This is a genomic window from Arenicella xantha (assembly GCF_003315245.1).
Taxonomy (GTDB): domain Bacteria; phylum Pseudomonadota; class Gammaproteobacteria; order Arenicellales; family Arenicellaceae; genus Arenicella; species Arenicella xantha.
Window position 1 is genome coordinate 985596 of the sequence record NZ_QNRT01000002.1, and the last position, 22935, is coordinate 1008530.

The 22935-nt window shown below is 46.5% G+C and carries 23 protein-coding genes and 1 tRNA gene; 4 read left to right on the forward strand and 20 right to left on the reverse strand.

Translation table 11 applies throughout. From position 1 onward, the window contains the following. Positions 1 to 13: 13 nt before the first annotated feature. The 6 genes from DFR28_RS10080 to fusA all read right to left on the reverse strand — a co-directional run bounded on the left by DFR28_RS10080 (position 14) and on the right by fusA (position 7571). Positions 14 to 1030 (reverse strand): glycosyltransferase family 2 protein, encoded by a 1017-nt coding sequence (locus DFR28_RS10080; RefSeq protein ID WP_113954192.1) that lies wholly within the window; start codon positions 1028 to 1030, stop codon positions 14 to 16. Further along, positions 1017 to 2348: a lipopolysaccharide biosynthesis protein gene (locus DFR28_RS10085; RefSeq protein WP_113954193.1), complete on the reverse strand. Its 1332-nt coding sequence runs from the start codon at positions 2346 to 2348 to the stop codon at positions 1017 to 1019. Before DFR28_RS10085 ends, DFR28_RS10080 begins: the two co-directional genes overlap by 14 nt. 3 nt (positions 2349 to 2351) lie before the next feature. Continuing rightward, the gene (locus tag DFR28_RS10090; RefSeq protein WP_113954194.1) at positions 2352 to 4091 is read right to left on the reverse strand and encodes an ATP-binding protein; all 1740 of its coding nucleotides are present in this window, start codon (positions 4089 to 4091) and stop codon (positions 2352 to 2354) included. A 17-nt stretch (positions 4092 to 4108) separates the two neighbouring features. Further along, positions 4109 to 4654, reverse strand: a complete 546-nt coding sequence (locus tag DFR28_RS10095) for a heme NO-binding domain-containing protein (RefSeq protein WP_113954195.1) — start codon at positions 4652 to 4654, stop codon at positions 4109 to 4111. Between the two features lie 27 nt (positions 4655 to 4681). Then, positions 4682 to 5278, reverse strand: coding sequence for a response regulator (locus tag DFR28_RS10100; protein WP_113954196.1), 597 nt, complete (start codon positions 5276 to 5278; stop codon positions 4682 to 4684). A 208-nt stretch (positions 5279 to 5486) separates the two neighbouring features. Continuing rightward, positions 5487 to 7571: an elongation factor G gene (gene fusA / locus DFR28_RS10105; protein ID WP_113954197.1), complete on the reverse strand. Its 2085-nt coding sequence runs from the start codon at positions 7569 to 7571 to the stop codon at positions 5487 to 5489. A 571-nt stretch (positions 7572 to 8142) separates the two neighbouring features. Here fusA and DFR28_RS10110 point away from each other — a divergent pair. Beyond that, positions 8143 to 8400 (forward strand): hypothetical protein, encoded by a 258-nt coding sequence (locus DFR28_RS10110; RefSeq protein WP_113954198.1) that lies wholly within the window; start codon positions 8143 to 8145, stop codon positions 8398 to 8400. A 579-nt stretch (positions 8401 to 8979) separates the two neighbouring features. Further along, positions 8980 to 9186, forward strand: coding sequence for a cold-shock protein (locus tag DFR28_RS10115; RefSeq protein WP_113954199.1), 207 nt, complete (start codon positions 8980 to 8982; stop codon positions 9184 to 9186). Positions 9187 to 9372: 186 nt separating this feature from the next. Here the strand turns inward: DFR28_RS10115 and DFR28_RS10120 are convergent, their stop codons facing one another. From DFR28_RS10120 to DFR28_RS19700, 6 genes are all read right to left on the reverse strand, one after another. Beyond that, complete coding sequence (locus DFR28_RS10120) at positions 9373 to 10923, reverse strand: YifB family Mg chelatase-like AAA ATPase (RefSeq protein ID WP_113954200.1); 1551 nt, start codon at positions 10921 to 10923, stop codon at positions 9373 to 9375. A 127-nt stretch (positions 10924 to 11050) separates the two neighbouring features. After that, complete coding sequence (locus tag DFR28_RS10125) at positions 11051 to 12013, reverse strand: LysR family transcriptional regulator (protein ID WP_113954563.1); 963 nt, start codon at positions 12011 to 12013, stop codon at positions 11051 to 11053. A 148-nt stretch (positions 12014 to 12161) separates the two neighbouring features. Further along, entirely contained in the window at positions 12162 to 12287 is a 126-nt protein-coding gene (locus DFR28_RS19995) for a hypothetical protein (protein ID WP_281268371.1), read from the reverse strand. Between the two features lie 288 nt (positions 12288 to 12575). Continuing rightward, positions 12576 to 13817, reverse strand: a complete 1242-nt coding sequence (locus tag DFR28_RS10130) for an ammonium transporter (RefSeq protein WP_113954201.1) — start codon at positions 13815 to 13817, stop codon at positions 12576 to 12578. Positions 13818 to 13855: 38 nt separating this feature from the next. Continuing rightward, the gene (gene glnK / locus DFR28_RS10135) at positions 13856 to 14194 is read right to left on the reverse strand and encodes a P-II family nitrogen regulator (RefSeq protein ID WP_113954202.1); all 339 of its coding nucleotides are present in this window, start codon (positions 14192 to 14194) and stop codon (positions 13856 to 13858) included. Positions 14195 to 14322: 128 nt separating this feature from the next. Next, on the reverse strand, positions 14323 to 14475 hold the full coding sequence (locus DFR28_RS19700) for a hypothetical protein (RefSeq protein WP_170132056.1): 153 nt from the start codon (positions 14473 to 14475) through the stop codon (positions 14323 to 14325). Positions 14476 to 14699: 224 nt separating this feature from the next. Between DFR28_RS19700 and DFR28_RS10145 the strand changes: the two genes are divergently transcribed. Next, positions 14700 to 15347: a TorF family putative porin gene (locus tag DFR28_RS10145; RefSeq protein ID WP_113954204.1), complete on the forward strand. Its 648-nt coding sequence runs from the start codon at positions 14700 to 14702 to the stop codon at positions 15345 to 15347. A gap of 238 nt (positions 15348 to 15585) precedes the next feature. Here the strand turns inward: DFR28_RS10145 and DFR28_RS10150 are convergent, their stop codons facing one another. The 8 genes from DFR28_RS10150 to DFR28_RS10185 all read right to left on the reverse strand — a co-directional run bounded on the left by DFR28_RS10150 (position 15586) and on the right by DFR28_RS10185 (position 22003). After that, a complete protein-coding gene (locus tag DFR28_RS10150; RefSeq protein WP_113954205.1) occupies positions 15586 to 15951 on the reverse strand; it encodes a MerR family transcriptional regulator in 366 nt (121 codons plus the stop codon). Positions 15952 to 16192: 241 nt separating this feature from the next. Continuing rightward, positions 16193 to 16504: an integration host factor subunit alpha gene (locus DFR28_RS10155; RefSeq protein ID WP_113954206.1), complete on the reverse strand. Its 312-nt coding sequence runs from the start codon at positions 16502 to 16504 to the stop codon at positions 16193 to 16195. Between the two features lie 62 nt (positions 16505 to 16566). Further along, on the reverse strand, positions 16567 to 18993 hold the full coding sequence (gene pheT / locus DFR28_RS10160; RefSeq protein WP_113954207.1) for a phenylalanine--tRNA ligase subunit beta: 2427 nt from the start codon (positions 18991 to 18993) through the stop codon (positions 16567 to 16569). Next, positions 18990 to 20045 carry a phenylalanine--tRNA ligase subunit alpha gene (gene pheS / locus DFR28_RS10165; protein ID WP_211316979.1) on the reverse strand — a complete coding sequence of 352 codons (1056 nt, stop codon included), beginning with the start codon at positions 20043 to 20045 and terminating at the stop codon, positions 18990 to 18992. Before pheS ends, pheT begins: the two co-directional genes overlap by 4 nt. A gap of 85 nt (positions 20046 to 20130) precedes the next feature. Next, complete coding sequence (gene rplT, locus DFR28_RS10170; RefSeq protein ID WP_113954209.1) at positions 20131 to 20490, reverse strand: 50S ribosomal protein L20; 360 nt, start codon at positions 20488 to 20490, stop codon at positions 20131 to 20133. A gap of 75 nt (positions 20491 to 20565) precedes the next feature. Next, entirely contained in the window at positions 20566 to 20763 is a 198-nt protein-coding gene (gene rpmI, locus DFR28_RS10175; protein ID WP_113954210.1) for a 50S ribosomal protein L35, read from the reverse strand. Positions 20764 to 20971: 208 nt separating this feature from the next. Further along, positions 20972 to 21496, reverse strand: coding sequence for a translation initiation factor IF-3 (gene infC, locus DFR28_RS10180; protein WP_342773298.1), 525 nt, complete (start codon positions 21494 to 21496; stop codon positions 20972 to 20974). 430 nt (positions 21497 to 21926) lie between these two features. Next, a tRNA-Val gene (locus DFR28_RS10185) sits at positions 21927 to 22003 on the reverse strand. Between the two features lie 229 nt (positions 22004 to 22232). Between DFR28_RS10185 and DFR28_RS10190 the strand changes: the two genes are divergently transcribed. Continuing rightward, entirely contained in the window at positions 22233 to 22658 is a 426-nt protein-coding gene (locus tag DFR28_RS10190) for a YidB family protein (protein ID WP_113954212.1), read from the forward strand. Positions 22659 to 22935: the final 277 nt, after the last annotated feature.

The window sequence follows — 22935 nt, forward strand, 5'->3', positions numbered from 1 at the left end:
GACTCGCTCAACACTAAATTAAACGATTCAGTATTCGTAATTGAAGTGCTTGCGGCAACGCCACCAAAAGCAGACCTAATCCGAGCGTCTCAATAGTCTTACGAAATTCAGTCAATAGAGCCACTGGGCGAGTTTGGAATGCCCGCACCATTAACACTAGGGCATCTTTGGCGCGCCCCTGTAACAAACAACGCCGCGCTAAATACCGATACTGGAAAGCCTTAGCCACAGGCCCATACTCAGCAGCAAAGTCTGGCGAATAGGTTTCGAGCTTGCGCAACAAAAACATCCAAGTAGAAAATTGCTTCTCCACATCTGCAGATAGACCGCCATTATTAAGTCGGTAATACGTTAGTGGCTTGTCGATAAACTCAAACTGAGTGTCCGTTATCAGAGCAATTCGGGTCCAACAATCCACATCTTCCGACTGCTTTAGCGACTCATCAAAGTATTGCCCAGGCACATGAGCAGAGCTCTTGTGCAAACCTGTTGGGTAAGCAATCATTTGCAAAATATCTTTACGAATTACCGGAGCAGAGCCGTTACCGATGGGGTTTCGACAAAAAATATCTTTAGGTTCAAAACCGTGCTTCTTGAGCGGCGCTTGAAATCGCCCTAAATGACGACCCTGTTCGTCAATAAATTCTGAAGCCGAAAAGCTGATCCCACACTTAGGATTCGCTTGCATCACATCAACGTGTTGTTGGAGTTTATCGAGACTCCATGCATCATCCGAGTCAAGAAACGCGATTAATTCTCCCTTGGACTCTCGAATCCCTGTATTGCGTGCGCCAGCTAAACCAGTGTTGGCTTGACGAACGATCCTCAATCTAGGGTCGTTAAATTCACGATGTATCAAGTCTATTGAACCATCAGGGCTTTCATCGTCAACTACCACCACCTCAAGGTTTTGGTACGATTGTTTGAGCACAGAGTTTAGCGCTTGGGAAATGTACTGCTCAACGTTGTAAACCGGAATGACGACGCTAACTAGCGGCGCACTCGCCAATGTCGATTTAGCGAAATTCATTGATGGCACCTACTGTTGATTGATTGCTAACCGAGTCTGCTGGCGTTGAAGGACTACTGAATACATGCCTCCAGACGTACCACAAGTACAAAGGATGAGTCACTAAATACAAGCCAAATATGGTAGCGGCTATGACCAATAAACCGCTGGAGGAAGTTAACCAAACGGCGACAATAAACATAGTAGTAAACAGCGCATTCCAGTAATAGTCTAGGCGAATTCGATCGGTGGCCATGGCCAAGGCCGATCCGCTCTCGGCAAGTGGCCGCGGCAGTGCCGACAAACATAGCAATGTCAAAATCGGCACGGCATCGACCCACTGCTCACCAAAAACGATCGGCACATAGATAAACGCGAGTCCGGCTTGCAACGTGATTAACGGAAACACAATCAGAGCGATTTGACGCATATTTCGCAAAAAACGCGATTTCAAAGCACTAATATCGTGCTTCACCTCACATAAATTGGGATACAAAGCCGAGTTAATCGCGTTGATCAAAGTGAGACTAAATCCCAAGCCCGCATTACGCGCAAAATAATAGATCCCCAACGCTTCTAACCCGAGCACTCGGCCAATGATCATATTGTCTAGGTTGAGTCGAGCCGTCTTGAGAATTTCTATCGTTAAGTAATAACGTCCAAATTGCAGTACGTCTCGCCATTGATCAAGCCTGAAAAAGCGACCAGTCGGCGACCACTTAAGCGCGCGTCGGTAACCCAGCACCCAGATAGGAGAAGTCAGAAATTTGGGCAGTATAATTGCCCAAGGGCCTAGCCCCATCAACGCCAAACAAGCTGTCATAACATTGTCGATACCGACCTGCCCACCATCGATCAGCGCCGCCACTTTCATGCGCTGCGCTCGTTGCACTAATGCTGCTTGCACCATTCCGAATGGCATCAACAAATAGGTCAACGAAAGCACTTGCAACATCGGTACGAGCTCAGGCAATTCGTAGAACTGTGCCAACGGATACGCGAGCAGGCACTGCACAATAAACAGCGACACACAAAACACAAAATTAAGTCGGTACGCAGTGTTAGTAATGCTATCTAGCTCGTCGGCATGGCATTGCACGATTTTGGCGCCAATGCCGTTACGGTTAAAGACACGAATTAACTCATTTACCGTTAATACCAATGCCGCTACACCAAATACCACTGGGTCCATTAAACGAGCGAGGACTACCGCCGTCACTAGTCGAGTGACCCGCACAAACATCTCACTCACACCTAACCAACCGAGGTTTCTTAAAAATTGATTCTCAGCGGCATTGAAACGGCTGCGCAAGGCAGTAAGTATTGAGCGCAGCTTCATTAACTATGCCTCACCACCGCTAATCTCACGCTCGATAACAGGCTTAACTTGAGTCATCATTTGCTCAACCCGATCAAGCTTTTGGGTGATATCAGCCGCGGCGGGCTCACTTTCGATTTTCATTAGCATGTTAGCCAATAGATTTAGGCCAATACTACTCGCAGCGCCCTTCATTGAATGACTAGTGCTCCTAATCTGCTCAGTATTGCCCTCGACTATGCTCTGTTTCAGAACCTCAAACTCTTTAAATGCGTGGTCTAGGAATGATGGTGCGACTTCCCGAAATATTGTTTTATACGCATCACCAAACTGGGTCTTGAGGTAGCTATAGTCAAAGCTAACTTGCTGAACTTCATCTTGGCTTGACTGATCCGGCGTCAAATCGGTAATGGCTTGCATGTCTGATGTAACCCACAAGCCTTGAGGGACGTCATGTAACGCTTTTGATAGCTCAACTAGGCTCAATGGCTTACTGAGGAATTTATCAAACCCTAGCTTCAATAACCGCTCGCGTTGGTCTTGAAAATTTGACGCCGTCAGCGCAATACAATAATGCTGAGATATCTCGCGCCGTGCTGAACGGATGGTCCGAATTGCTTCTTCACCATCCATCACAGGCATCAAGATATCCAGTATGACAACGTCATATTCTTGCTCGCGCAACTTAGCGATTGCTTCTGCTCCGTTGTTAACCACATCCGCACGCTGACCTAATTGTGCTAATTGAGCGGTAATAACCTTTTGATTCGTCGGATTGTCCTCTGCCACTAAGATCTTCATGGTTGGCAGGGAACCAAGCGACGAGACCGGTGTGTCCACCACCTCGTTAACTGGTGCCTGCAGCACTTCAACTGGCAAACTTAACTCAAAAATACTGCCGCGCCCCAGTTTGCTGGTGCATCGAATCCGCCCCATCATCAACTCGCTAAGTTGCTGACAGATAGCCAACCCCAGCCCAACACCTTGGTCAACGTTGCCAATTTGCTCGTAAGCATTAAATATACGTTTGAGCTGATCCTCTGGTATCCCTATGCCGGTATCGACCACCTTAACGATCATCGAACCCATGTCCGGTGCGACAGGACTGGCATCGTATGCGACATCGACAAAAACTCGACCTTTTTTAGTGTTTTTCAGCGCATTGGCAATTAAATTATTGATAATTTGCTTATAGCGGCCTTTATCGACCCGAACCAACGCCGGCACCGTGTTATCAATTCTCAATTCGAGCTTCAGTCCGCGTTTTTTTGCATCGAGTGCGAACATTGACACAATATTTTTATGCAGTTTATGCGGATCTTCCGGCTGCGGATTAATCTCAACTCGACCCGCCTCAATCTTAGTGATATCGAGCATATCATCCAGCAGCACCACTAACGATTTCGCACCATTATTGATAGTATCGATATAGTCAGACTGTGCCTCATCCAATTTTGAATCTAATAATATTTCAGACAGCCCGATAATAGCGTTTAACGGAGTGCGGACTTCATGACTCATCTGACCAATGAAGGTCGAGCGCTCTGACAGAGCCGACTGCAAACGTTTGTTAGTCACACTTAACTCATAAACCGCTTGCTTTACCTCATCCTCTAAGCGCTTTTGTGCACGTTCGAGTTCTTGATTCGCTTCGTACAATTCTCGAGACTTTTTCTCTAACAGAGACTCAGCTTCATTCTTGGCCTGCTTGTGGCGAGCGCTTCTCGCACGTGCAAGTTCTAGTTTTTGTTGTAGATCATCCACCTTGTATATTTCAGCAACTAGCTCGCCGCAGCCATTTGAATCACAAATTCGGCTGACTTCAGATCTTCCGACAAGGTGTAAGCGGTCAAAACTTCTTGATCACCAAAATACTTAAGGCAAGCCGACACAAGAGCCTTCGCCACCAACGCCAACGGACGGGGCGACTGGTAATTAAGTATCAAATTGGCGCCGTCTTGTCGGTAATCAAAACGTGGAAGTTCAGCATCTGGATACAACTTTTCAACTTCAACGTGAATATGATTGTCAATTTGCATTAACATCTGCGCCGCATTGCCGATGCCTTCAAAAAACACACCGTAGTCGCGCTTGAACACCGCAAATAAATGATTAGAGAACCCGTCGAGCATCTCTTCGGCGCTCGCCCCTGTCTCGGAGACCGACTCGGTAAGGAGCTGAATCAATTCATGATAGTCATATAAACCTACCCTAGAATAAGCGCCATCTGACGCCAACTGACATTGATCAATAATTTGCTGCGCTGCATCTTCCCCCGCATGCTGCTCGAGAAACTCCACAAATTCCGACAAAATAATACCCTTCATTACCTGCGCTCCTTTCGTTTCTGACGGCTAGTCACTGACTGCTAAATTCTGACTCTGGTCTAAGCCCAAGGTTTGAAACACCTTTCGCTTGAGTCCTTCAATATCTACTGGCTTTCGAAAAAATGCAACCTCAGATGGCACGCCGCCGCGCTCGGCAATATTGTCTTCCGACAAACCGCTAATGACCACGATCCGATCGCTCGCCAGCAACTCAGCCTTATACAACGCTCGAATCATTTGAAGTCCATCCATGCCGGGCATGTATATGTCCGCAATCAGTAAGTCTGGCGCCTTGCGGCCCATTTCGACTAAGCCTTCAAAGCCGTTATGCTTAACCACTATATCAACAGGGATTTTCCATGATTTTATCGCCGCTTCGTAAAACTTACTGACGGTAGGATTATCTTCCACTATCAAAATACGCAGATTACTACTCTCACTCGGCGCTTTCGTTTGATGTCGACTAATATACTCTTCCACCGAACTTGCCAGTATACGACGATGCCCCCCGGCGGTTTTCCATGCCTCGAGCGAACCGCTTTCAACCCAAAGCTGTACAGTTCGCACCGACACGCCGAGTATTTTTGCTGCTTCGATGGTTGAGTAAAATTCTTTATCTTGCATTCTATTGTGTCCTTAAAGACTTTTCATAATTATTATAAATATCATTATTATCATTTAATGACCTAATTTCAATAGATTCCAACCAAATAATGATAGTTTCGAGTAAAAATATCGAATTGGAAACAAAAAAGCCCCTGAACCATTCAGTTCAGGGGCTTTTTAAAACAGCTTGGTCTAGCGGGCTTTACCGCTAGCCAATCACAGCGATCTATTTCGCAGCGTCTTTCAACTTTTGAGCAGCGATTACTTCTTCTGCCACGTTACGCGGACAAGGTAGGTAATGTGCGAACTCCATTGAGAACTGACCACGACCAGACGTCATAGTACGCAAGTCACCAATGTAACCAAACATTTCAGCAAGCGCCACGTCGGCTTTAATACGCACACCAGTTGGTGTTAGATCTTGCGATTTGATCATGCCACGACGACGATTCAAGTCACCAATAACGTCACCGACATTATCTTCTGGTGAGAACACGTCTACGCTCATAATTGGCTCAATGATTTGCGCACCAGCTTTTGGCAATGTTTGACGATAAGCACCTTTTGCTGCGATTTCAAACGCCACAGCAGAGGAGTCAACGGCATGGAAACCACCGTCCACCAAAGTTACTTTAACATCTTCAGTCGGGAAGCCCGCTAACACGCCTTTTTCCATAGACATGGCGAAGCCTTTTTCAATTGCAGGCCAGAACTCGCGAGGTACGTTACCACCCGTGACTTTCGACTCGAATTCAAATCCAGCGCCAGGCTCATTCGGCTCGACGATGTAATCGATCTTACCAAACTGACCAGAACCACCAGATTGCTTCTTGTGCGTGTAGCTATCTTCGACGCGCTGAGTAATTGACTCACGGTAAGCAACCTGCGGGGCACCAACCGTACACTCAACACCATGCGTTCGCTTAAGGATATCAACTTTAATATCCAAGTGAAGCTCGCCCATACCTTTGAGAATTGTTTCACCAGACTCTTGGTCGGTTTCAACGATAAATGAAGGATCTTCGGCAACCATTTTACCTAAAGCAAGACCCATTTTCTCAGTAGCGGCTTTATCCTTAGGGAAAATAGCCATAGAGATAACTGGATCTGGGAACACCATTGGCTCCAAGGTAATAACGTCTTTTGGATCACACAAAGTGTGTCCAGTCTGAACATTCTTCATGCCAACGATAGCGATAATATCACCAGCTTGCGCAGTGCTTAGCTCGATACGATCATTCGCGTGCATTTCAACCATACGACCAACCCGCTCTGTCTTCCCAGTAAACGAGTTCATAATAGTATCGCCTTTGTTCAACTTACCCGAGTAAATTCTCACGAAGGTCAAGGCACCAAAACGGTCATCCATAATTTTGAACGCAAGTGCTTTAAACGTTTCATCCACAGACACAGTAGCAAGACGGCCAGTCTCGTTGCCCTCTTCATCAACAATTGGCTGCGCAGGCACCTCAGTTGGGCTTGGCAAGTAATCAACAACCGCATCCAATACTAACTGAACGCCTTTGTTCTTAAACGCAGAACCGCAATAAGTTGGGAAGAACAATAACTCGTTAGTACCTTTGCGAATACAAGCTTTAACCTGCTCTATTGTTGGCTCTTGGCCTTCTAGATAAGCTTCCATTACATCGTCGTCCGCTTCAATCGCTTTTTCGATCAGCGCTTCGCGGTACTTCTCAACGTTATCAACCATATCTGCAGGAACTTCGCCTACTGCATAGTTAAGCGGGTCGCCAGAGTTATCCCAGATATAAGACTTGCGCGAGAGCAGATCAACCACACCAACGAAATCATCTTCAATACCGATTGGCAACACCATAACCAACGGATTCGCCGCTAGCACGTTTTCGACTTGATCAACCACACGGAAGAAATCAGCGCCCATGCGGTCAAGTTTATTCACAAAGATAACTCGCGCTACTTTTGACTCATTCGCATAACGCCAGTTAGTCTCAGATTGTGGCTCAACACCACCAGATCCGCAAAATACGCCAATGCCGCCATCAAGTACTTTTAATGAACGGTAGACCTCTACAGTGAAGTCAACGTGTCCAGGAGTATCGATGATGTTCATGCGATGACCATTCCACTCACAGCTTGTCGCCGCTGACTGAATAGTAATACCGCGCTCTTGCTCCTGCTCCATGAAGTCAGTAGTCGCTTCACCATCGTGTACTTCACCAGTTTTATGGATCTTGCCGGTAAGGCCTAAGATGCGCTCGGTGGTGGTTGTCTTCCCCGCGTCTACGTGCGCGAAGATACCAATATTTCTGTATTTCGATAGGTCAGCCATGTCGATCTCTCAATGAGTTTTACGGTTTTAAGTCGAACTGGCGGCGCTTTAAACTAAAGCAGGATTCCGGCCAAACCCGACGTTTTTTGTGCATGCAAAAAATTAAAGGTGCTGGGCAAATTACCCAACACCAAGTGGGTCGCGATTCTACATCAAGTTGCAGCCTAGGTCTAAGCCAAAATCTCAATTTTCTGAGTATTTATTATGCTGGATCAGGTGCAAATTATTAAGGATTACTTAAGTTACACGAAAATCCTTGCTTACACCTCCCGTGTTTGATAAAAAACACAGATAACTCAATGGGTTGAGGTAGACAAAAAGCGTCGATAGTAGGTGAATCGCGACAATCTAGGAACTTAGATATGAGGGGTATATTCCCAATATCAACCTAGACTGCACGCTCTTCACTGCACTTTCGAGACTTGCATATTGTCAAGACAGAAGTTTCGAGAACCTGTTCTACACTGGTAATTGTCTGTAATGGTATGACTCCGCACGGGCAAGAGCAGTAATGAACACAAGATCGAACCAGTCTAATTCATATGCGTATGACCATCACCCAGGAGTAACTATGAATATTGATCGACCTATGGCCAGCCTCTTTTTCGAGATAAAACGTGAGGCTCCATTTGAAGAGCGCGCCGACATGAAGATTTCCTCACCGGATGTTGGGCAGCGTCTCGTCACCCTATATCGAGCCACAGATAACAAGGCCCTCAAAACAATGATCAAAACATTTATGGAACACGCGGGCGAAGACTGGGCACAACAACTCGCAGAGCCAAAAAAATCTAAATTACTATTTTATCGTAGCAGCGCATCGCGCTAACTCTCGCCCCCTACCATCAAGTTGTCAACAGATAGCTTAGTCATACCACTATGACTAGCTATCGCGCTATGAGTAGCGATTTCAGCAATTGACCAATTGCCACTCATCTGCCGATGATAAAACACAGAATCCAGCAGCAGCCCTGCCTTAGCGAGTCCGCTCCACCATGGGAAACCGATTAGATTGAAAGTTGATAGGCGGTAAAAAGTGAACTTCAAAACCAGACTGTGACACGATAATTCTTTGGATGTTCTAAGAAAACATTCTATAATCTAAGTCACTTGAAAGTGCGATTGATTTTTATGCACAGCTGAGTGCCTTGTTTTACACTCATAGATTTATCTTTGTGGTGCCACGCCACAAACCGGATCTATAGGTTTTTGCCTTGGTGTTTCCTGCGTATTTCGGTTCTCCATTATTCTAACGCTCCATTTCACGTAACAAACGGTTCGCCTGTTGTGCTTCGCGCTCAGCAATCGAACTCAGCACAACCTCTAAGGTCATATTGAGCTGACTCTGCAAATACAACAGACAGACGAGTGGCTGAAGAAAATCGAAATTATTTTAGGAATTATCATTATGGCAACATCAACTGGCACAGTTAAGTGGTTCAACGAAACTAAAGGCTTTGGCTTTATCGAACAAGAAGGCGGCCCCGACGTATTCGCTCACTACAGCGCAATCACCGGTGGCGGATTCAAGACTTTGGCGGAAGGTCAAAAAGTTGAATTCGAAGTTAAGCAAGGCGATAAAGGCCCGCAAGCTGAAAACATCGTTGTCGTTTAACTCGATGCCGCTTCCACTAAGTTCGGTACGCATGATTTAACATCAGAACTGTAGTTAAACTGAGCAAGGCAAATGCCCATGGAAGCCAGACAAAAAGCCTCACTATAGTTAGTGAGGCTTTTTTGATTAGCCGTTCAATGTTTCATGCTCACCTCAAGACACACACAAGCTATTGCCAGCAATAGTTTAACGACGATCCAAGCTTCGATACCCAACAGCCTCAGCCAAATGCGCTTGATTGATCGATTCCTCGCCCGCCATATCAGCAATAGTTCTAGCAAGCTTGAGAATTCGATGATATGCGCGCGCCGAAAGGTGTAATTTTTCGCACACCACTTCCAAAAACGACAAACACGCTTGGTCTAACCGGCAGTACTTATCAATACCCTCAGATGATAATTGGCTATTAAGTTGTGTTTGCCGCTGCTGCTGCATTGCCCGAGCGACACTGACTCGTTGCCGAATCGTCGCCGAACGCTCATTACTACTCGACGGCACACCTTGCAAAGTCTTTATATCGACCCGCTTGAGATGTAAGTGCATATCAATTCGATCGATCATCGGGCCAGACAACTTACTGCGATATTGCTCAATACTCGACGCACTACACTGACAACGATCAGTATCGTCACCAAGGTACCCGCAACGACACGGGTTACACGCTGCCACAAACATAAAGCGCGCTGGATAACTCACCGAGTGGACCGCACGAGCAATGTTAATTTCGCCGGTTTCCAATGGTTCACGCAACTGCTCTAACGTCGCCCTAGAAAACTCAGTAAGTTCATCTAAGAACAGAATTCCATGATGGGCGCGCGAAATTTCGCCTGGTCGAGGGTTAGAGCCGCCACCGACCAACGCCGCGGCCGATGCTGAATGATGGGGCGCTCGATAAGGGCGCCGACGCCAATCAGCGATATCAAACTCACCATTTGCCACAGACTGTATTGCCGCAGCCTCAAGCGCTTTTGCAGTGCTCAGCTGTGGCAATAATCCCGGCAATCGAGTCGCCAACATGCTCTTACCTGTTCCAGGCGGGCCTATAAATAGAATACTATGATTACCAGCAGCAGCGATCTCCAACGCTCGTTTGGCTTGGACTTGACCCTTGACATCACTGAGATCGGGATAGGTATCAGCCGAGTCAGAAAATGAAGACTTCGGCAAACATCGCGGCATAATAGTCTGCCCAACAAGATGAGCACATACCGATAACAAGTGAGGTCCAGCAAAGCTATCAGTCTGCTCTGCCAAGCTGGCTTCCAGTTCATTCTCACTTGGCACTACCAACTGGCGAAGCGACTGACCGCAGGCCAGCGCCGTAGGTAACACGCCAGACACCTTACGCAACTGCCCATTCAACGCCAGCTCACCAATCATTTCTAGATCCGCCAACTGAGCACCAGGCAGCTGGCCAGATGCGACCAAAATGCCGATCGCGATAGGTAGGTCAAAACGCCCGCCAGCCTTTGGTAAGTCCGCAGGAGCCAAATTTACAGTAATCCGCTTGGCTGGGAACTCGAACCCTGAGTTAATAATCGCGCCACGTACTCGATCTTTACTCTCTCTTACCGCTGTCTCCGGCATCCCAACCGTAGAAAAACTCGGTAAACCATTGGCTAGATGCACTTCAACCGTTACCGGTACAGCGTTAACACCGAGCACCGTTCTAGAATGCACCATTGCTAACGAACGAATATTTTCAGGCACATCAAAGCCTGTCTGTGTGGAATTCATCAATAACGCTCCTTGTTGCGGGCTCTTGCGTCATCCATTGACGGAGCCTGAGACTTAACTGTCTAGCTGAAAATCATACCACCCAAACCTGCACTGCTCAACACAGCCAGGCTCGATGACCGGATTGCTAAACGAGACGCGCGGCTTCTTCCGCTTGAATTTCATTAGCCACTTCGCGAATTACGTTACGAAACCATTTATGCGCAATATTGTGATGCAGCAATGGACTCCAAACCATATGTAGCTCGATCTTTGGTATATCGAATGGTGCAGGCAAAATGGCTAAATTGTCGAAATGATCAACCAAATGGGTAGATCGTGTCGCCACGGTCGCAATTAAATCTTGTTGTTGGGTAAGTTGGATTGCCGAAATGTAGTGCCGCGTATACACCGCAATTTTGCGCCGCTTACCGACGTTGTCCAGCGCTATATCAACCCAACCCAGCTTCTGAATATCATCAGGATTAACACCAGTCGCGACCCCCATGCCCGTTTTATTGACCCAAACATGACTGGCTTTTAAATATTTCTCAAAATCGAAATTCTTACGCAACGGGTTATCTTGCCGCATGACGCAGGAAAAGTCATCTTGCCACAACACCGACAAATGCAGAGATTGGGGAAGTTGGTCAAACCGATTGATAACAAGGTCGACATTGCCCAATTCAATATCTTGAAACGTTACATCACTAGGCGTCAGAATATCCAGAGCGGTATCCGGGGCTTCTTCCGCCATACGTGTACGCACTCTAGGTAACAACGTGGTTTCAGCATAGTCACTCGCCATAACTCGAAACAAGCGCTTACTATTAGTGGGGTCAAACTCAATAGTTGGTTGAACGAACAACTCTATTTGCGACAAGACATTCTGTACCAAAGGCTGTAGTTCCTTGGCTTTGTCGGTTGGCATCATGCCATTGCTGGTACGTACTAGTAGAGGGTCGTTAAACACCTTGCGCAAGCGGCGCAAACCGTTACTCATTGCCGGCTGACTCAAGCCTAAATGCTCAGCGGCTTTAGTTACGTTACCTTCTCGCAACAGCACACTGAAATAGACGAGCAGATTTAGATCAATATTTGAGAGATTCAAGCTATATTCATTAAGTGAATGTATTTCCAAAAATCATAACTGAAAATGATTTATATGCAAGCCCCGATTTAAACTCGCCAACGCTAAGGGCAAGTGCTTCCCACGCTAATCGACGTTTTTATGAGATACACTTAATAGCCCTTGTTTGTCAGCCCTTGGTGATTCGCATTACATTACTCAGCAACTCACCAAGCTGTTCTGCGTTGCTGATAGAAAGCGTCAACAGCACAGTGGATACAACAACCAATATCATCCATCGAATATCGTTTTTCATAGCTCTGTCACCGCTCACCTTATGCATATTCAGTCTCACCAGTTCTCGCCAACGTCTAACTTCAAATCAAGATTTAAAAATCTATCCGAGCAAACTTAAGTTACTGTGACTTCGGCGCCTAATCGACGTCACAAATACACAACAATAGTGCCGCCGACGCCAGATTCCTCTCATCAAGTCGATACCTTGCCTAGACAAACATGCCGGTTAAAGCGACATGACGATGTTTTTTGCAAAAAAAAAGAGCAGCCCGTAGGCTGCTCTTCTATTCAAACCGCTTTGTAAACGTTAGTTAGAGAATTCAGGATACGCTTCCATGCCACACTCTGACATATCGACGCCTTCAAACTCTTCCTCTGCAGAAACTCGAATACCCATAGCCAACTTGATTACGTACCAAACAATCAAGCTTGTTACAAATACCCAAACAAAAATCGTTGCTGCACCGATCAACTGACCACTAAAACTGGCATTCTCGCCGTTAGTTACTGGCACCAGCATTAATCCCAATAGACCGACCACACCATGAACCGATATCGCGCCAACGGGATCATCGATTTTCAACTTATCCAAAGTCAAAATGGCAAACACAACCAGTACGCCACCCATGCCACCAAACAGGGTTGCTTGCAATGCTGTGGGCGTAGAAGGTTCAGCAGTAATTGCGACTAAGCCAGCCAACGCGCCGTTCAGCGCCATGGTCAAATCAGCCTTACCAAACAAGATGCGCGCAACAATCAACGCAGCGATCAAACCACCAGCAGCCGCAGCGTTAGTGTTCATGAAGACAACAGCGACTGAGTTCGCACTCTCGACAGTCGCGGTAGCCAATACTGAACCGCCATTAAAACCGAACCAGCCCATCCATAAAATGAATGTTCCTAACGTTGCGATCGGCAAGTTAGCACCTGGAATCGCTTTAGGCTTGCCATCGGCTGAATATTTGCCAGCACGAGCACCTAGCAGCAGCACACCCGCAAGGGCCGCTGCAGCACCCGCCATATGGACGATACCAGAACCTGCGAAGTCAGAAAAATTACGATCGCCAAGCGTGTACATGCCGAATACAGCTTCGCCACCCCAAGTCCAGCTGCCTTGCATTGGGTAAATAAAGCCAGTCATCACAACAGCAAATACAAGAAACGCCCAGAGCTTCATGCGCTCAGCGACAGCACCTGACACGATAGACATCGCGGTTGCGACGAATACAACTTGAAAAAAGAAGTCAGCTGATGGCGCATAAGTAGCAGGCTCTTCTGCTCCGGCAACGCCGTCACCAACGATACCGCTGAGGAACCACGTAAATTCGTCCCCGCCATACATGATTGAGTAACCACAAATCATGTACATGGTACAAGCTACCGCGTATAAGGCGACATTTTTGGTTAAAATCTCTGTGGTGTTTTTAGCTCGAACTAAACCGGCCTCGAGCATCGTAAAGCCAGCGGCCATCCACATTACTAGCGCGCCACAAATTAGGAAGTAAAAGGTGTCAAGCGCATACGAAAGTTGAAAAATTTGGTTTTCCATGATGTTGTCTCTCTATTCTTTAGAGTTTGAATTAGGGGCTAAATCGCTTCTTCGCCGGTTTCACCGGTACGAATACGGATAACTTGACTAAGTTCCACTACGAAAATCTTTCCATCACCAACTTTGCCGTTGTTAGCAGATTCGGAAATCACCTCAACGGTTTGGTCTAGCATGCCGTCTGACACCGCCACCTCTATTTTTATTTTTGGCATGAAATCGACGTTATATTCAGCACCTCGATATAGTTCTGTATGGCCTTTCTGGCGTCCAAAACCTTTAACTTCAGTAACAGTCATGCCCTGAATCCCGATGCCAGCAAGTGCATCGCGCACATCATCGATCTTAAATGGTTTAATAATTGCTGTGATTAGCTTCATAGCGCTTCACCTTTTTTTGTTGTTAAGATTTCGGCTCTTGCAGATGGAGCAGCGCAAGCCGTGATTAGTTTATTGAATCAGATGTCCGAGACGTCGATTCACCGCCTAACAATGATCCAATCTTTTAACTAGATAATTGCCCCAACACCGACGATTGATGCTGATGGATCAGAGTAAGCAAGAGGCGTGCCAACACTACAATTAGCGATTTTCATGCCGTATAGCGCTAGGTACTGAAGGTATTCCAGCCCGAATTCACCATCAATCGACAATTGATGCACCAAATAATTGCATTCTACAATTTCACTGCACCACATTAGCGCACAATTAGCGGAAAGCGTTAAACAATAAGCACTCATTCCTTCTATTAACCACCAAAATGCAAACAGATATTTTCAAATTCCATGTTGGCACAACTCTTGCTTTGACCAACTCGTCACACTATTTAGTTTGATGACTTCGATTAACAAAACCTATATTCCTAGAAGAAATACGAGAGGACAATATGAAAAACTCATTAAAAGCAGTTTCAGCTTCCATCCTGGCCGCCGCGATTTTAGCGCCTACTGCGCAAGCAGAAATTAGCGCCAACGTCGCTCTCACCTCTGACTACGTGTGGCGCGGCATATCGCAGAACCAAGAAGATCCAGCCATTCAAGGCGGCTTTGACTATGCTCATGATTCTGGTTTCTATATCGGCACATGGGGATCCAATGTGAATTTCGGTGGTGCTAGCACCGAACTCGATGTATATGCCGGCTGGTCAACTGAACTAGAAAGCGGTGTAGGTCTTGACTTCGGAATCATCGAATACACTTATCACGGCAGCGATGTCGCCAGCGACTTGAACTTTACTGAGTATTACGCAGGCATTAGTTATGCAGGCTTTGGAGCATTGTACTCAGTTGGCGACGAACTAGATGATCAATGGGAAATCAGCTACGGCTATGACTTTGAAAATGGTTTATCGCTTGCTGCTGCTTATGGCGACTACACGTTAGGTGATGACTACCAATATTTCTCTGTCGGCGGATCAATGGAAGTCGGCGGTGTTGGACTAGACTTAACGTTCTACTCAACCGACACTGAATTGGTAGACGACATTCCTGATGCAGATGATCGCTTGGTATTTACTATTTCGAAAGAATTCTAAGCCTTAGCCATATCATTTAGACACAAAAGGCCGCTCCTAGAGCGGCCTTTTTTTGCATTCTATCTGTCTCCAGCACGGCAAGGACTCACAATCGACTCCATAGATAGAGCCAATCACCGGCGAAGATAAATCACGGTACAGATAAAATGCTTAGAATAAAGCGTAATTTGAGTTTACTGCCATCCAAGATATTGAATGACTAGTAGCGGTCCTAACCTTACTAACCTAACAGTACAGTCTAGTTAGACAATATAGCCACGACTTCGTCGATTTCTGAGATCAGTTCCGCTACGACTTGGCGTTTAACCTGTGTAGTCGGTGTAGATTGACCGCCAGCTTCCATTTCGATTTGATTCTTTGCGCCACTGATAGTGAAGCCTTCAATATATAAAAGACTTCTAATTCGGCGAATAAGCTGAACTTCGTGACGCTGATAGTAACGGCGATTACCACGGCGTTTGACAGGGTTTAGCTGAGAAAACTCTTGCTCCCAATAACGCAACACATGCGGTTTGACCATACACAACTCACTAACTTCGCCAATCGTAAAATACCGTTTACTCGGTATCGGCGGTAGAGTTGCATTATCCCCTTGGTCTAACATTGTAAATTAATCCAATTACGTGCCTTGTTATAGTGATGACTGGAGTTTATCAGCTCGACCCGTCTCTCGTACAGAGCAAACACCATAAACTAATTATTTTTCATTAACTTCCGAGAGTTTACTAGATGTTTCTCAGACCCATTCTTGGTTTCACCACATTCAAGTTCTCAGTGAAATCGTCAGCTGACTGTTTAGAGCCGCTGACTTTATAAACTCTCTCGAAACCAATGAAACTCAAACGCTACTTAAACAGCGCCTTAAGGTTAGCTGCATTTCGCTCAATTCCTTCCTTGAGTTTTTGACTCGCCTTGAAAGTTACGACTCGCCTAGCTGAGATTGGTATTTCTTCACCAGTCTTCGGGTTTCGGCCAGGCCGTGCAGGCTTATCTCGCAGGCCAAAATTACCAAACCCAGACAGCTTAACTGACGAACCCTCTTCTAGGGCTGCTTTTATTGATTCAAAAAACTGCTCAACAAACTCCTTGGACTCTCGCTTGTTCAAGCCAAGTTCTTCGTGCAAGGAAACTGCTAATTCTGCTTTGGTAATTGCCATAAAATAACCCTCTACTGGAATTTAAACTCCAAATCTAACTAACTACCTAATTAACTAACTATTTAACTACGCAGTCGTGCCCCAAATTCACTCTCTAACACGGAGTGAGCTTTCCCCATCAACTTTTCAGCTTCATCATCAGTCATGGTTCGGTCGGTGTGACGCAACTCAAAACTAAGTGACACGCTTTTACTATCATCGCCGACACCGTCACCGCGATAAACATCAAACACGTCGACCCTAGTCAATACTTTGCCAAGTGCTTGCCCAACGGCAAACGACAATGCCGAAACAGCAACGGCCTCATCAACAATCACTGATAAATCACGCTTTATGCTTGGAAAGCGAGAAATAGGAGTAAATACTGGTTTTTCTGCATCTAACGCATTATCCAACACGAGTTCAAATGCAAAAACATTGCTCACCCCATAGTGTTTTTCCAAACTGGGATGCAATCGACCCAACCAACCAATCTCAACAGCATCTTGCGCTGCGCCATTGGCCGCAACTTTTCCATTGATTAGCTCACCGCTTGTCGCTCTTACGATCTTAGCTTGCTGACCGGGATGCAACGCAACGCGAGTACCAAGCTCAAATATAATGGGCTTTGTATGGCCGGTCAAGGACAGCACAGCTTGCAAGTCTGACTTAACGTCATAAAAATCAACGTTTTGCGTACCACTAACACCCCATTGCGCAGGCTTAGAAGGCCCGCAGAGCACACCAGCAAGCCGTTGTACTTCGCGATACTGCGCGCCATCATGATGATAACTAGCGCCAATTTCAAAGAAACGCACTCGCTCACGCTGGCGATTTACATTGAACTGCAGGGCATTCATCAGGCCGGGCACCAAACTAGTACGCATGACCGACATATTTTCGGCCAATGGGTTAGCTAATTTAACCGGAGTTTCATCATCAAATAACGACTGACTCTTGGCATCGATAAAGCTATAGGTGATGGCCTCTCGATAATCCCGCGCAACCAGTGATTGCCGAACCTGACGCGTACCAATTGAGGACTCTGACGCTGTTTGACTGCGAGGCGCAATACGCGGCATAGCAGTGGGAATACTATCGTACCCCTTAACTCGAGCCACTTCTTCGACCAAGTCGGCTTCGCGTTCTATATCAAAACGATAACTTGGAGGAACTACCGACCATTCACCTTCATTGATCGCTACGTCATCGGCAATGCGTGCGAGAATGCTTGAAACATCAGCTTGCTCCAAAGGCATGCCCAGCAGGCTGACTAAGCGATCTAATCGCAATTTAACCGGCGGTTTAATCGGCAACCCAGATTCGCACTGTTGACGAGCAGTTAGACCCGCCTGACCACCGCAAATTTCTAATATTAGTTCTGTGGCTCGCTCAATTGCCATAGCCGGCAACAAAGGATCTACCCCGCGTTCAAATCGTTGCGAGCTCTCGGTATGTAAACCATAACGTCGGGCGGTACCTGCCACTGCTTTTCGCGTAAAATGGGCGGCTTCGAGTACGATATCTTGTGTACCCTCACCAATAGCGCTATCGGCACCACCCATCACACCCGCAATAGCTATCGGTCCAGCGGAATCAGCAATCACCAATGTGTCCGCTGTCAGCGACGCTGAGGAGTCATCAAGCAAAGTGAACTGCTCCCCTTCCGTCGCTAGGCGAACGGTGATGCCACCATCGAGCTTATTCAAGTCGAAAGCATGCATCGGTTGACCTAGCTCCAACATCACGTAATTCGTAATATCCACGATCGCGCTAATCGGTCGCACACCAGATCGACGCAGACGTTCTTGCATCCATAACGGGGTCGTTGCAGCCTGATCCACTCCCTTAACAATTCGACCTAAATAACTCGGGCACAAACTGTCCGCTTCTAGCTGAATGCTGACTTGTTGATCAAGACTACTCTCAACTGGAGAGATATCTAACGGATGATACTGACCATCAGCCAAGACCTTAAGCTCACGCGCCACCCCTTGCACACTAAGGCAATCACCTCTGTTCGGGGTAAGATCGATATCGATCAAGTGATCATCTAATTGCAGGTATTCGTCTACTCGTTGACCGACTTCAGCGTCTTCGTCCAATTCAATCAAGCCGGACGACTCTTCTTCTAAGCCCAGCTCAGATGCCGAGCAAAGCATGCCATGGGACTCGACACCACGAACCTTGGCCTTTTTAATCTTTAAACCATTTGGCAGTTTGGCACCAACCATAGCGACCGCAACCAACAAGCCTTCGCGCACATTAGCCGCTCCACAAACAATATCTAAGACTTGCTCACCAACGTCGACAGTCGTTAGATTCAGGCGGTCCGCGTCAGGGTGCTTTGTCACCGTCAGCACTTTACCGACTAACAACTTATCAATCGGAGCGGAAATAGCCTCAACGGCATCAACCTCTAACCCGGCATTGGTCAGACAATCGGCAATCTCTTGGGCAGTCAAATCGACTTTTACCCAATCGCGCAACCACTGTTCGCTAATGATCATTTGAACTGCTCCAGAAAATTAAGATCGTTATCGAAAAATAAACGTAAATCATCGACGCCATAACGCAACATAGTGAGGCGCTCAACGCCCAAACCAAAAGCAAAACCAGTGTACTTCTCGGAATCGATGCCAACTTTGGCGAACACTTCAGGATGCACCATGCCGCTGCCGAGGATCTCTATCCAACCCGTCTGCTTGCAGATTCGACATCCGCTAGTACAAAAAACACAACTTATATCGACTTCGGCGGACGGCTCAGTAAACGGGAAATAAGACGGCCTCAAACGGATCTTTAAATCGGTTTCGAAAAATTGCTGCAGAAAGTGTGTCAACACACCTTTGAGGTCAGCGAATGAAATCCCCTCATCCACCATCAAACCTTCGACTTGATGGAACATTGGCGTGTGGGTTACGTCAGAATCGCAACGATACACTCGACCCGGCGCAATAATATTGATCGGCGGCTCCTGTTCAAGCATGTAGCGTGCCTGTACCGGAGAGGTATGCGTGCGCAGCAAATAGTCTGCCGGTGACGACTGACCAGAATCGTCCAATGACTCGACATAAAACGTATCGTGCATCGCGCGAGCCGGATGCTCTGGCGGAATATTCAATGCTTCAAAGTTATGAAAATCATCCTCTATTTCAGGCCCAGTAGCCACACCAAACCCCATTGCCACGAAAATATCTTCGATACGCTGCATGGTCCGTGTAACTGGATGAATTCCGCCAGCGCCAATACCACGACCTGGCAAGGTTATATCAATAGACTCCGCGGCAATGGCAGCGGCCAAGGCTTGCGCATCAAGCGTCGCCTTTCGCAGGTTGAGATATTCAGCAACCTGTTGTTTTACATGATTAATGCGATCGCCAAATGCAGGACGCTCGGCCGGTGGAAGACTACCGATTTGTTTTAACTGGCTAGTCAAAGCACCTTTCTTACCGAGATAGTGCACGCGTAATTGCTCTAACTGATTAGGCTCTAACGCCTCGTCAATCGCCCGCTTTGCATCTGCCAGTAAGGCATCTAATGTTCCGTCTTGTTGTTCCATCATCGCAGTTTTACTTCGCTTAATGATAAAAAAGGAAGGCCTAGGCCTTCCTTTTATAGGGATCCAAATTCTGCCTTAACAGAATCTATGCAGCCAATGCAGTCTTCGCTTTTTCAGCAAGTTGTGCAAAAGCAGCTGAATCATGTACAGCAATATCCGCTAATACTTTACGATCTAACTCAATACCCGCTTTCATCAAACCATTGATAAAGCGGCTATAGTTCATACCGTTAATTTTCGCAGCCGCTGAAATACGCGTAATCCACAGACGACGGAACTGACGTTTGCGTTGACGACGGTCACGATATTCATATTGACCAGCACGGGTAACAGCCTGCTTAGCAACACGAAAGACGTTCTTATTACGTCCACGGTAGCCTTTTGCTTGGCTGATGACTTTTTTATGTTTGGCTCGGGCGGTAACACCGCGTTTTACTCTAGGCATTTTCTATCTCCAAAAAAGAACCCATTGGTTCTTCTTAAAATCTCTAATGATCTAATCGATCTATGGGTAAACGCGTTATGCGTATGGCAACATGCGTTGGATCAACTTAGCATCACAAGGCTCAGCCATGGTGCCGTGGCGTAAATGACGTTTACGCTTAGTCGATTTCTTGGTCAAAATATGACGCAAGTGAGATTGAGAGCGTTTGAATTTGCCGCTTCCCGTCTTTTTGAAGCGCTTGGCCGCGCCACTGTTACTTTTAATTTTAGGCATAATTACTCCGAGTGTTAACCACCGTTGCCGTTAAAAATTTAGTCGAACAAGTTTAAAAGTTGACTCATCCGACTTCTCAACACCTCAAAACTTGAGGTGACTGCTGAGCTCACGCCCAACACCAAATATTGGTATTGAACGGCCCGACTCTCTGCCCAATCAGCTTAAATTGACTGGACCAGAGAAAATTTCTGCTACTTCTTTTCTGCTACTTCTTACTAGGACCAAGCACCATAATCATTTGCCGGCCCTCTAACTTAGGGTACTGCTCAACACCGCCGTAATCCACTAAGTCTTTTTCGACTCGCTTCAACAAAGCGATGCCTAAATCCTTATGTGCCATTTCGCGCCCGCGGAAGCGGATTGTTACTTTGGTCTTATCACCATTCGCCAAGAAAGCCTTTAACTTTCCGACCTTGATATTGTAGTCACCAATGTCGGTGCCAGGACGAAACTTAATCTCTTTGACCTGCGTCTGCTTCTGATTCTTGCGCGCAGCAGCTTTTCGCTTACTATCTTCATACAAGAACTTACCATAATCCATCACACGGCAAACTGGAGGGTCTGCATTTGGTGATATTTCTACTAGATCTAGGCCGGCTTTTTCAGCCATTTCTAATGCGGTGGCACGGTCAACGATACCAGCTTGCTCGCCGCTCGCGTCAATCAGTCGGACGGTTGGCGCCGTAATGTTATCGTTCAGGCGCTGCTTCTTTTTAGTGACTATGGTAATACCTCAATGCTAATTAATAAAATACTGTCGTGTCTCACGAGTGGGAAACATTTCAGCCTTATAGGGCGCGAATTTTAAGACGTAAACTCAGCATCCTCAAGGGGTATAGCCCCTAAAGATGAGAAAAAAGTCATTAACCTTGATAAAAAGTCATTAACTTGAATGAAAACGTCATTAACTTGAATAAAAAAGTCGTTAACTACGATTAAATCGACCGCAACCCAGACTAAATCAAGCCCAAACTCGCACCAACCTTCGCCAGCATTCAACCTCAGCACAGCAGCAACACAACAAAGCGTGTCAAGCCATCAGCCCTAACCGGACAATAAAAAGCGCCAAATAACAGGTATTTAGCGCTCTCTGTTTTTTCCGAACTATGGAAATCAGCCAACTTACCCAACCAAGGTCGAGCATCTGACTTTTGGTATTCTGGTAGACGCGATTGGATTCGAACCAACGACCCCCACCATGTCAAGGTGGTGCTCTAACCAACTGAGCTACGCGTCTAAAATTCTAGGAGCGCGACCATATCAAACAGCGTGATTGGTTTCAATATGTTTTAACAAATAGTTTTCCATCAAGGTCAGAATTACTCACCTATGTATCAGGACAAACTGTCAAACTATGTCACATTGTGCCCGCATCAATTGTAATTATTCTGGCAATCGGGATACTAAGGGTCATCAAGTCGACTCACCCGAGTCCACAGAATTTCATACAGATAGAGGAAAAAAACATGGATTTAATGGAAATGGCAACTAGCATGCTTGGTGCAAAATTGGGCGGTTCGGCGGACAATAATAGCAACGAGCTAATTCAATCAGTCATCGGCAACCTAATGGGCGGTTCAGGCGGACAAGGCATAGACTTGGGCTCAATCGTCGGCAACTTGCAAAACAGCGGTCTTGGCGATCTAGCAGCATCATGGTTAGGCGATGGTAACAATGAAGGCATCTCTTCTTCACAGCTAGAGAGCGTATTTGGTTCAGACAAAATTGCCCAAGCGGCACAACAGCTTGGCACAGATCAAAGCGAAGTTCTAAAAGGACTACAAGACATGTTGCCACAATTGGTAGACAAGTCTTCAAGTGGCGGCAGTTTGTTGGACTCTGTGGGCGGTCTAGGCGGACTGGCTAGCATGGCCAGCAAATTCCTAAAGTAGGACTACTTCCCAGACGGTTAGTATTCAATGCGGTGCGCTCCATTCATAGAGTGCGCCGCATCTTACCCATCTTTGCCCCACCCAATTTGATTTACCCCTCCCTTCGCTTATTCATTAGCTAGCTCGATAACATCACCACATCCATTTGCACACCTAGCGACTTACCTGTCGCGAGTAGAGGATAGTTAGCGCAAATCAGTCTTATATTATAGACTACTCACAATCGCTAGCAGCTACTCCAACATCACCTTAATGTCCTGCTAGATCCGTCCACTAA

Coding starts and splice junctions, on each gene's coding strand:
- DFR28_RS10100 (WP_113954196.1), bottom strand. CDS start 5,278: ATGCAAGATAAAGAATTTTACTCAACCATCGAAGCAGCAAAAATACTC.
- DFR28_RS10080 (WP_113954192.1), bottom strand. CDS start 1,030: ATGAATTTCGCTAAATCGACATTGGCGAGTGCGCCGCTAGTTAGCGTC.
- DFR28_RS10145 (WP_113954204.1), top strand. CDS start 14,700: ATGAAAAACTCATTAAAAGCAGTTTCAGCTTCCATCCTGGCCGCCGCG.
- DFR28_RS10110 (WP_113954198.1), top strand. CDS start 8,143: ATGAATATTGATCGACCTATGGCCAGCCTCTTTTTCGAGATAAAACGT.
- DFR28_RS10155 (WP_113954206.1), bottom strand. CDS start 16,504: ATGGCAATTACCAAAGCAGAATTAGCAGTTTCCTTGCACGAAGAACTT.
- glnK (WP_113954202.1), bottom strand. CDS start 14,194: ATGAAGCTAATCACAGCAATTATTAAACCATTTAAGATCGATGATGTG.
- DFR28_RS10085 (WP_113954193.1), bottom strand. CDS start 2,348: ATGAAGCTGCGCTCAATACTTACTGCCTTGCGCAGCCGTTTCAATGCC.
- DFR28_RS10190 (WP_113954212.1), top strand. CDS start 22,233: ATGGATTTAATGGAAATGGCAACTAGCATGCTTGGTGCAAAATTGGGC.
- pheS (WP_211316979.1), bottom strand. CDS start 20,045: ATGGAACAACAAGACGGAACATTAGATGCCTTACTGGCAGATGCAAAG.
- DFR28_RS10120 (WP_113954200.1), bottom strand. CDS start 10,923: ATGAATTCCACACAGACAGGCTTTGATGTGCCTGAAAATATTCGTTCG.
- DFR28_RS10095 (WP_113954195.1), bottom strand. CDS start 4,654: ATGAAGGGTATTATTTTGTCGGAATTTGTGGAGTTTCTCGAGCAGCAT.
- rplT (WP_113954209.1), bottom strand. CDS start 20,490: ATGCCTAGAGTAAAACGCGGTGTTACCGCCCGAGCCAAACATAAAAAA.
- rpmI (WP_113954210.1), bottom strand. CDS start 20,763: ATGCCTAAAATTAAAAGTAACAGTGGCGCGGCCAAGCGCTTCAAAAAG.
- DFR28_RS19995 (WP_281268371.1), bottom strand. CDS start 12,287: ATGAAAAACGATATTCGATGGATGATATTGGTTGTTGTATCCACTGTG.
- DFR28_RS10115 (WP_113954199.1), top strand. CDS start 8,980: ATGGCAACATCAACTGGCACAGTTAAGTGGTTCAACGAAACTAAAGGC.
- DFR28_RS10150 (WP_113954205.1), bottom strand. CDS start 15,951: ATGTTAGACCAAGGGGATAATGCAACTCTACCGCCGATACCGAGTAAA.
- DFR28_RS10130 (WP_113954201.1), bottom strand. CDS start 13,817: ATGGAAAACCAAATTTTTCAACTTTCGTATGCGCTTGACACCTTTTAC.
- pheT (WP_113954207.1), bottom strand. CDS start 18,993: ATGATCATTAGCGAACAGTGGTTGCGCGATTGGGTAAAAGTCGATTTG.
- fusA (WP_113954197.1), bottom strand. CDS start 7,571: ATGGCTGACCTATCGAAATACAGAAATATTGGTATCTTCGCGCACGTA.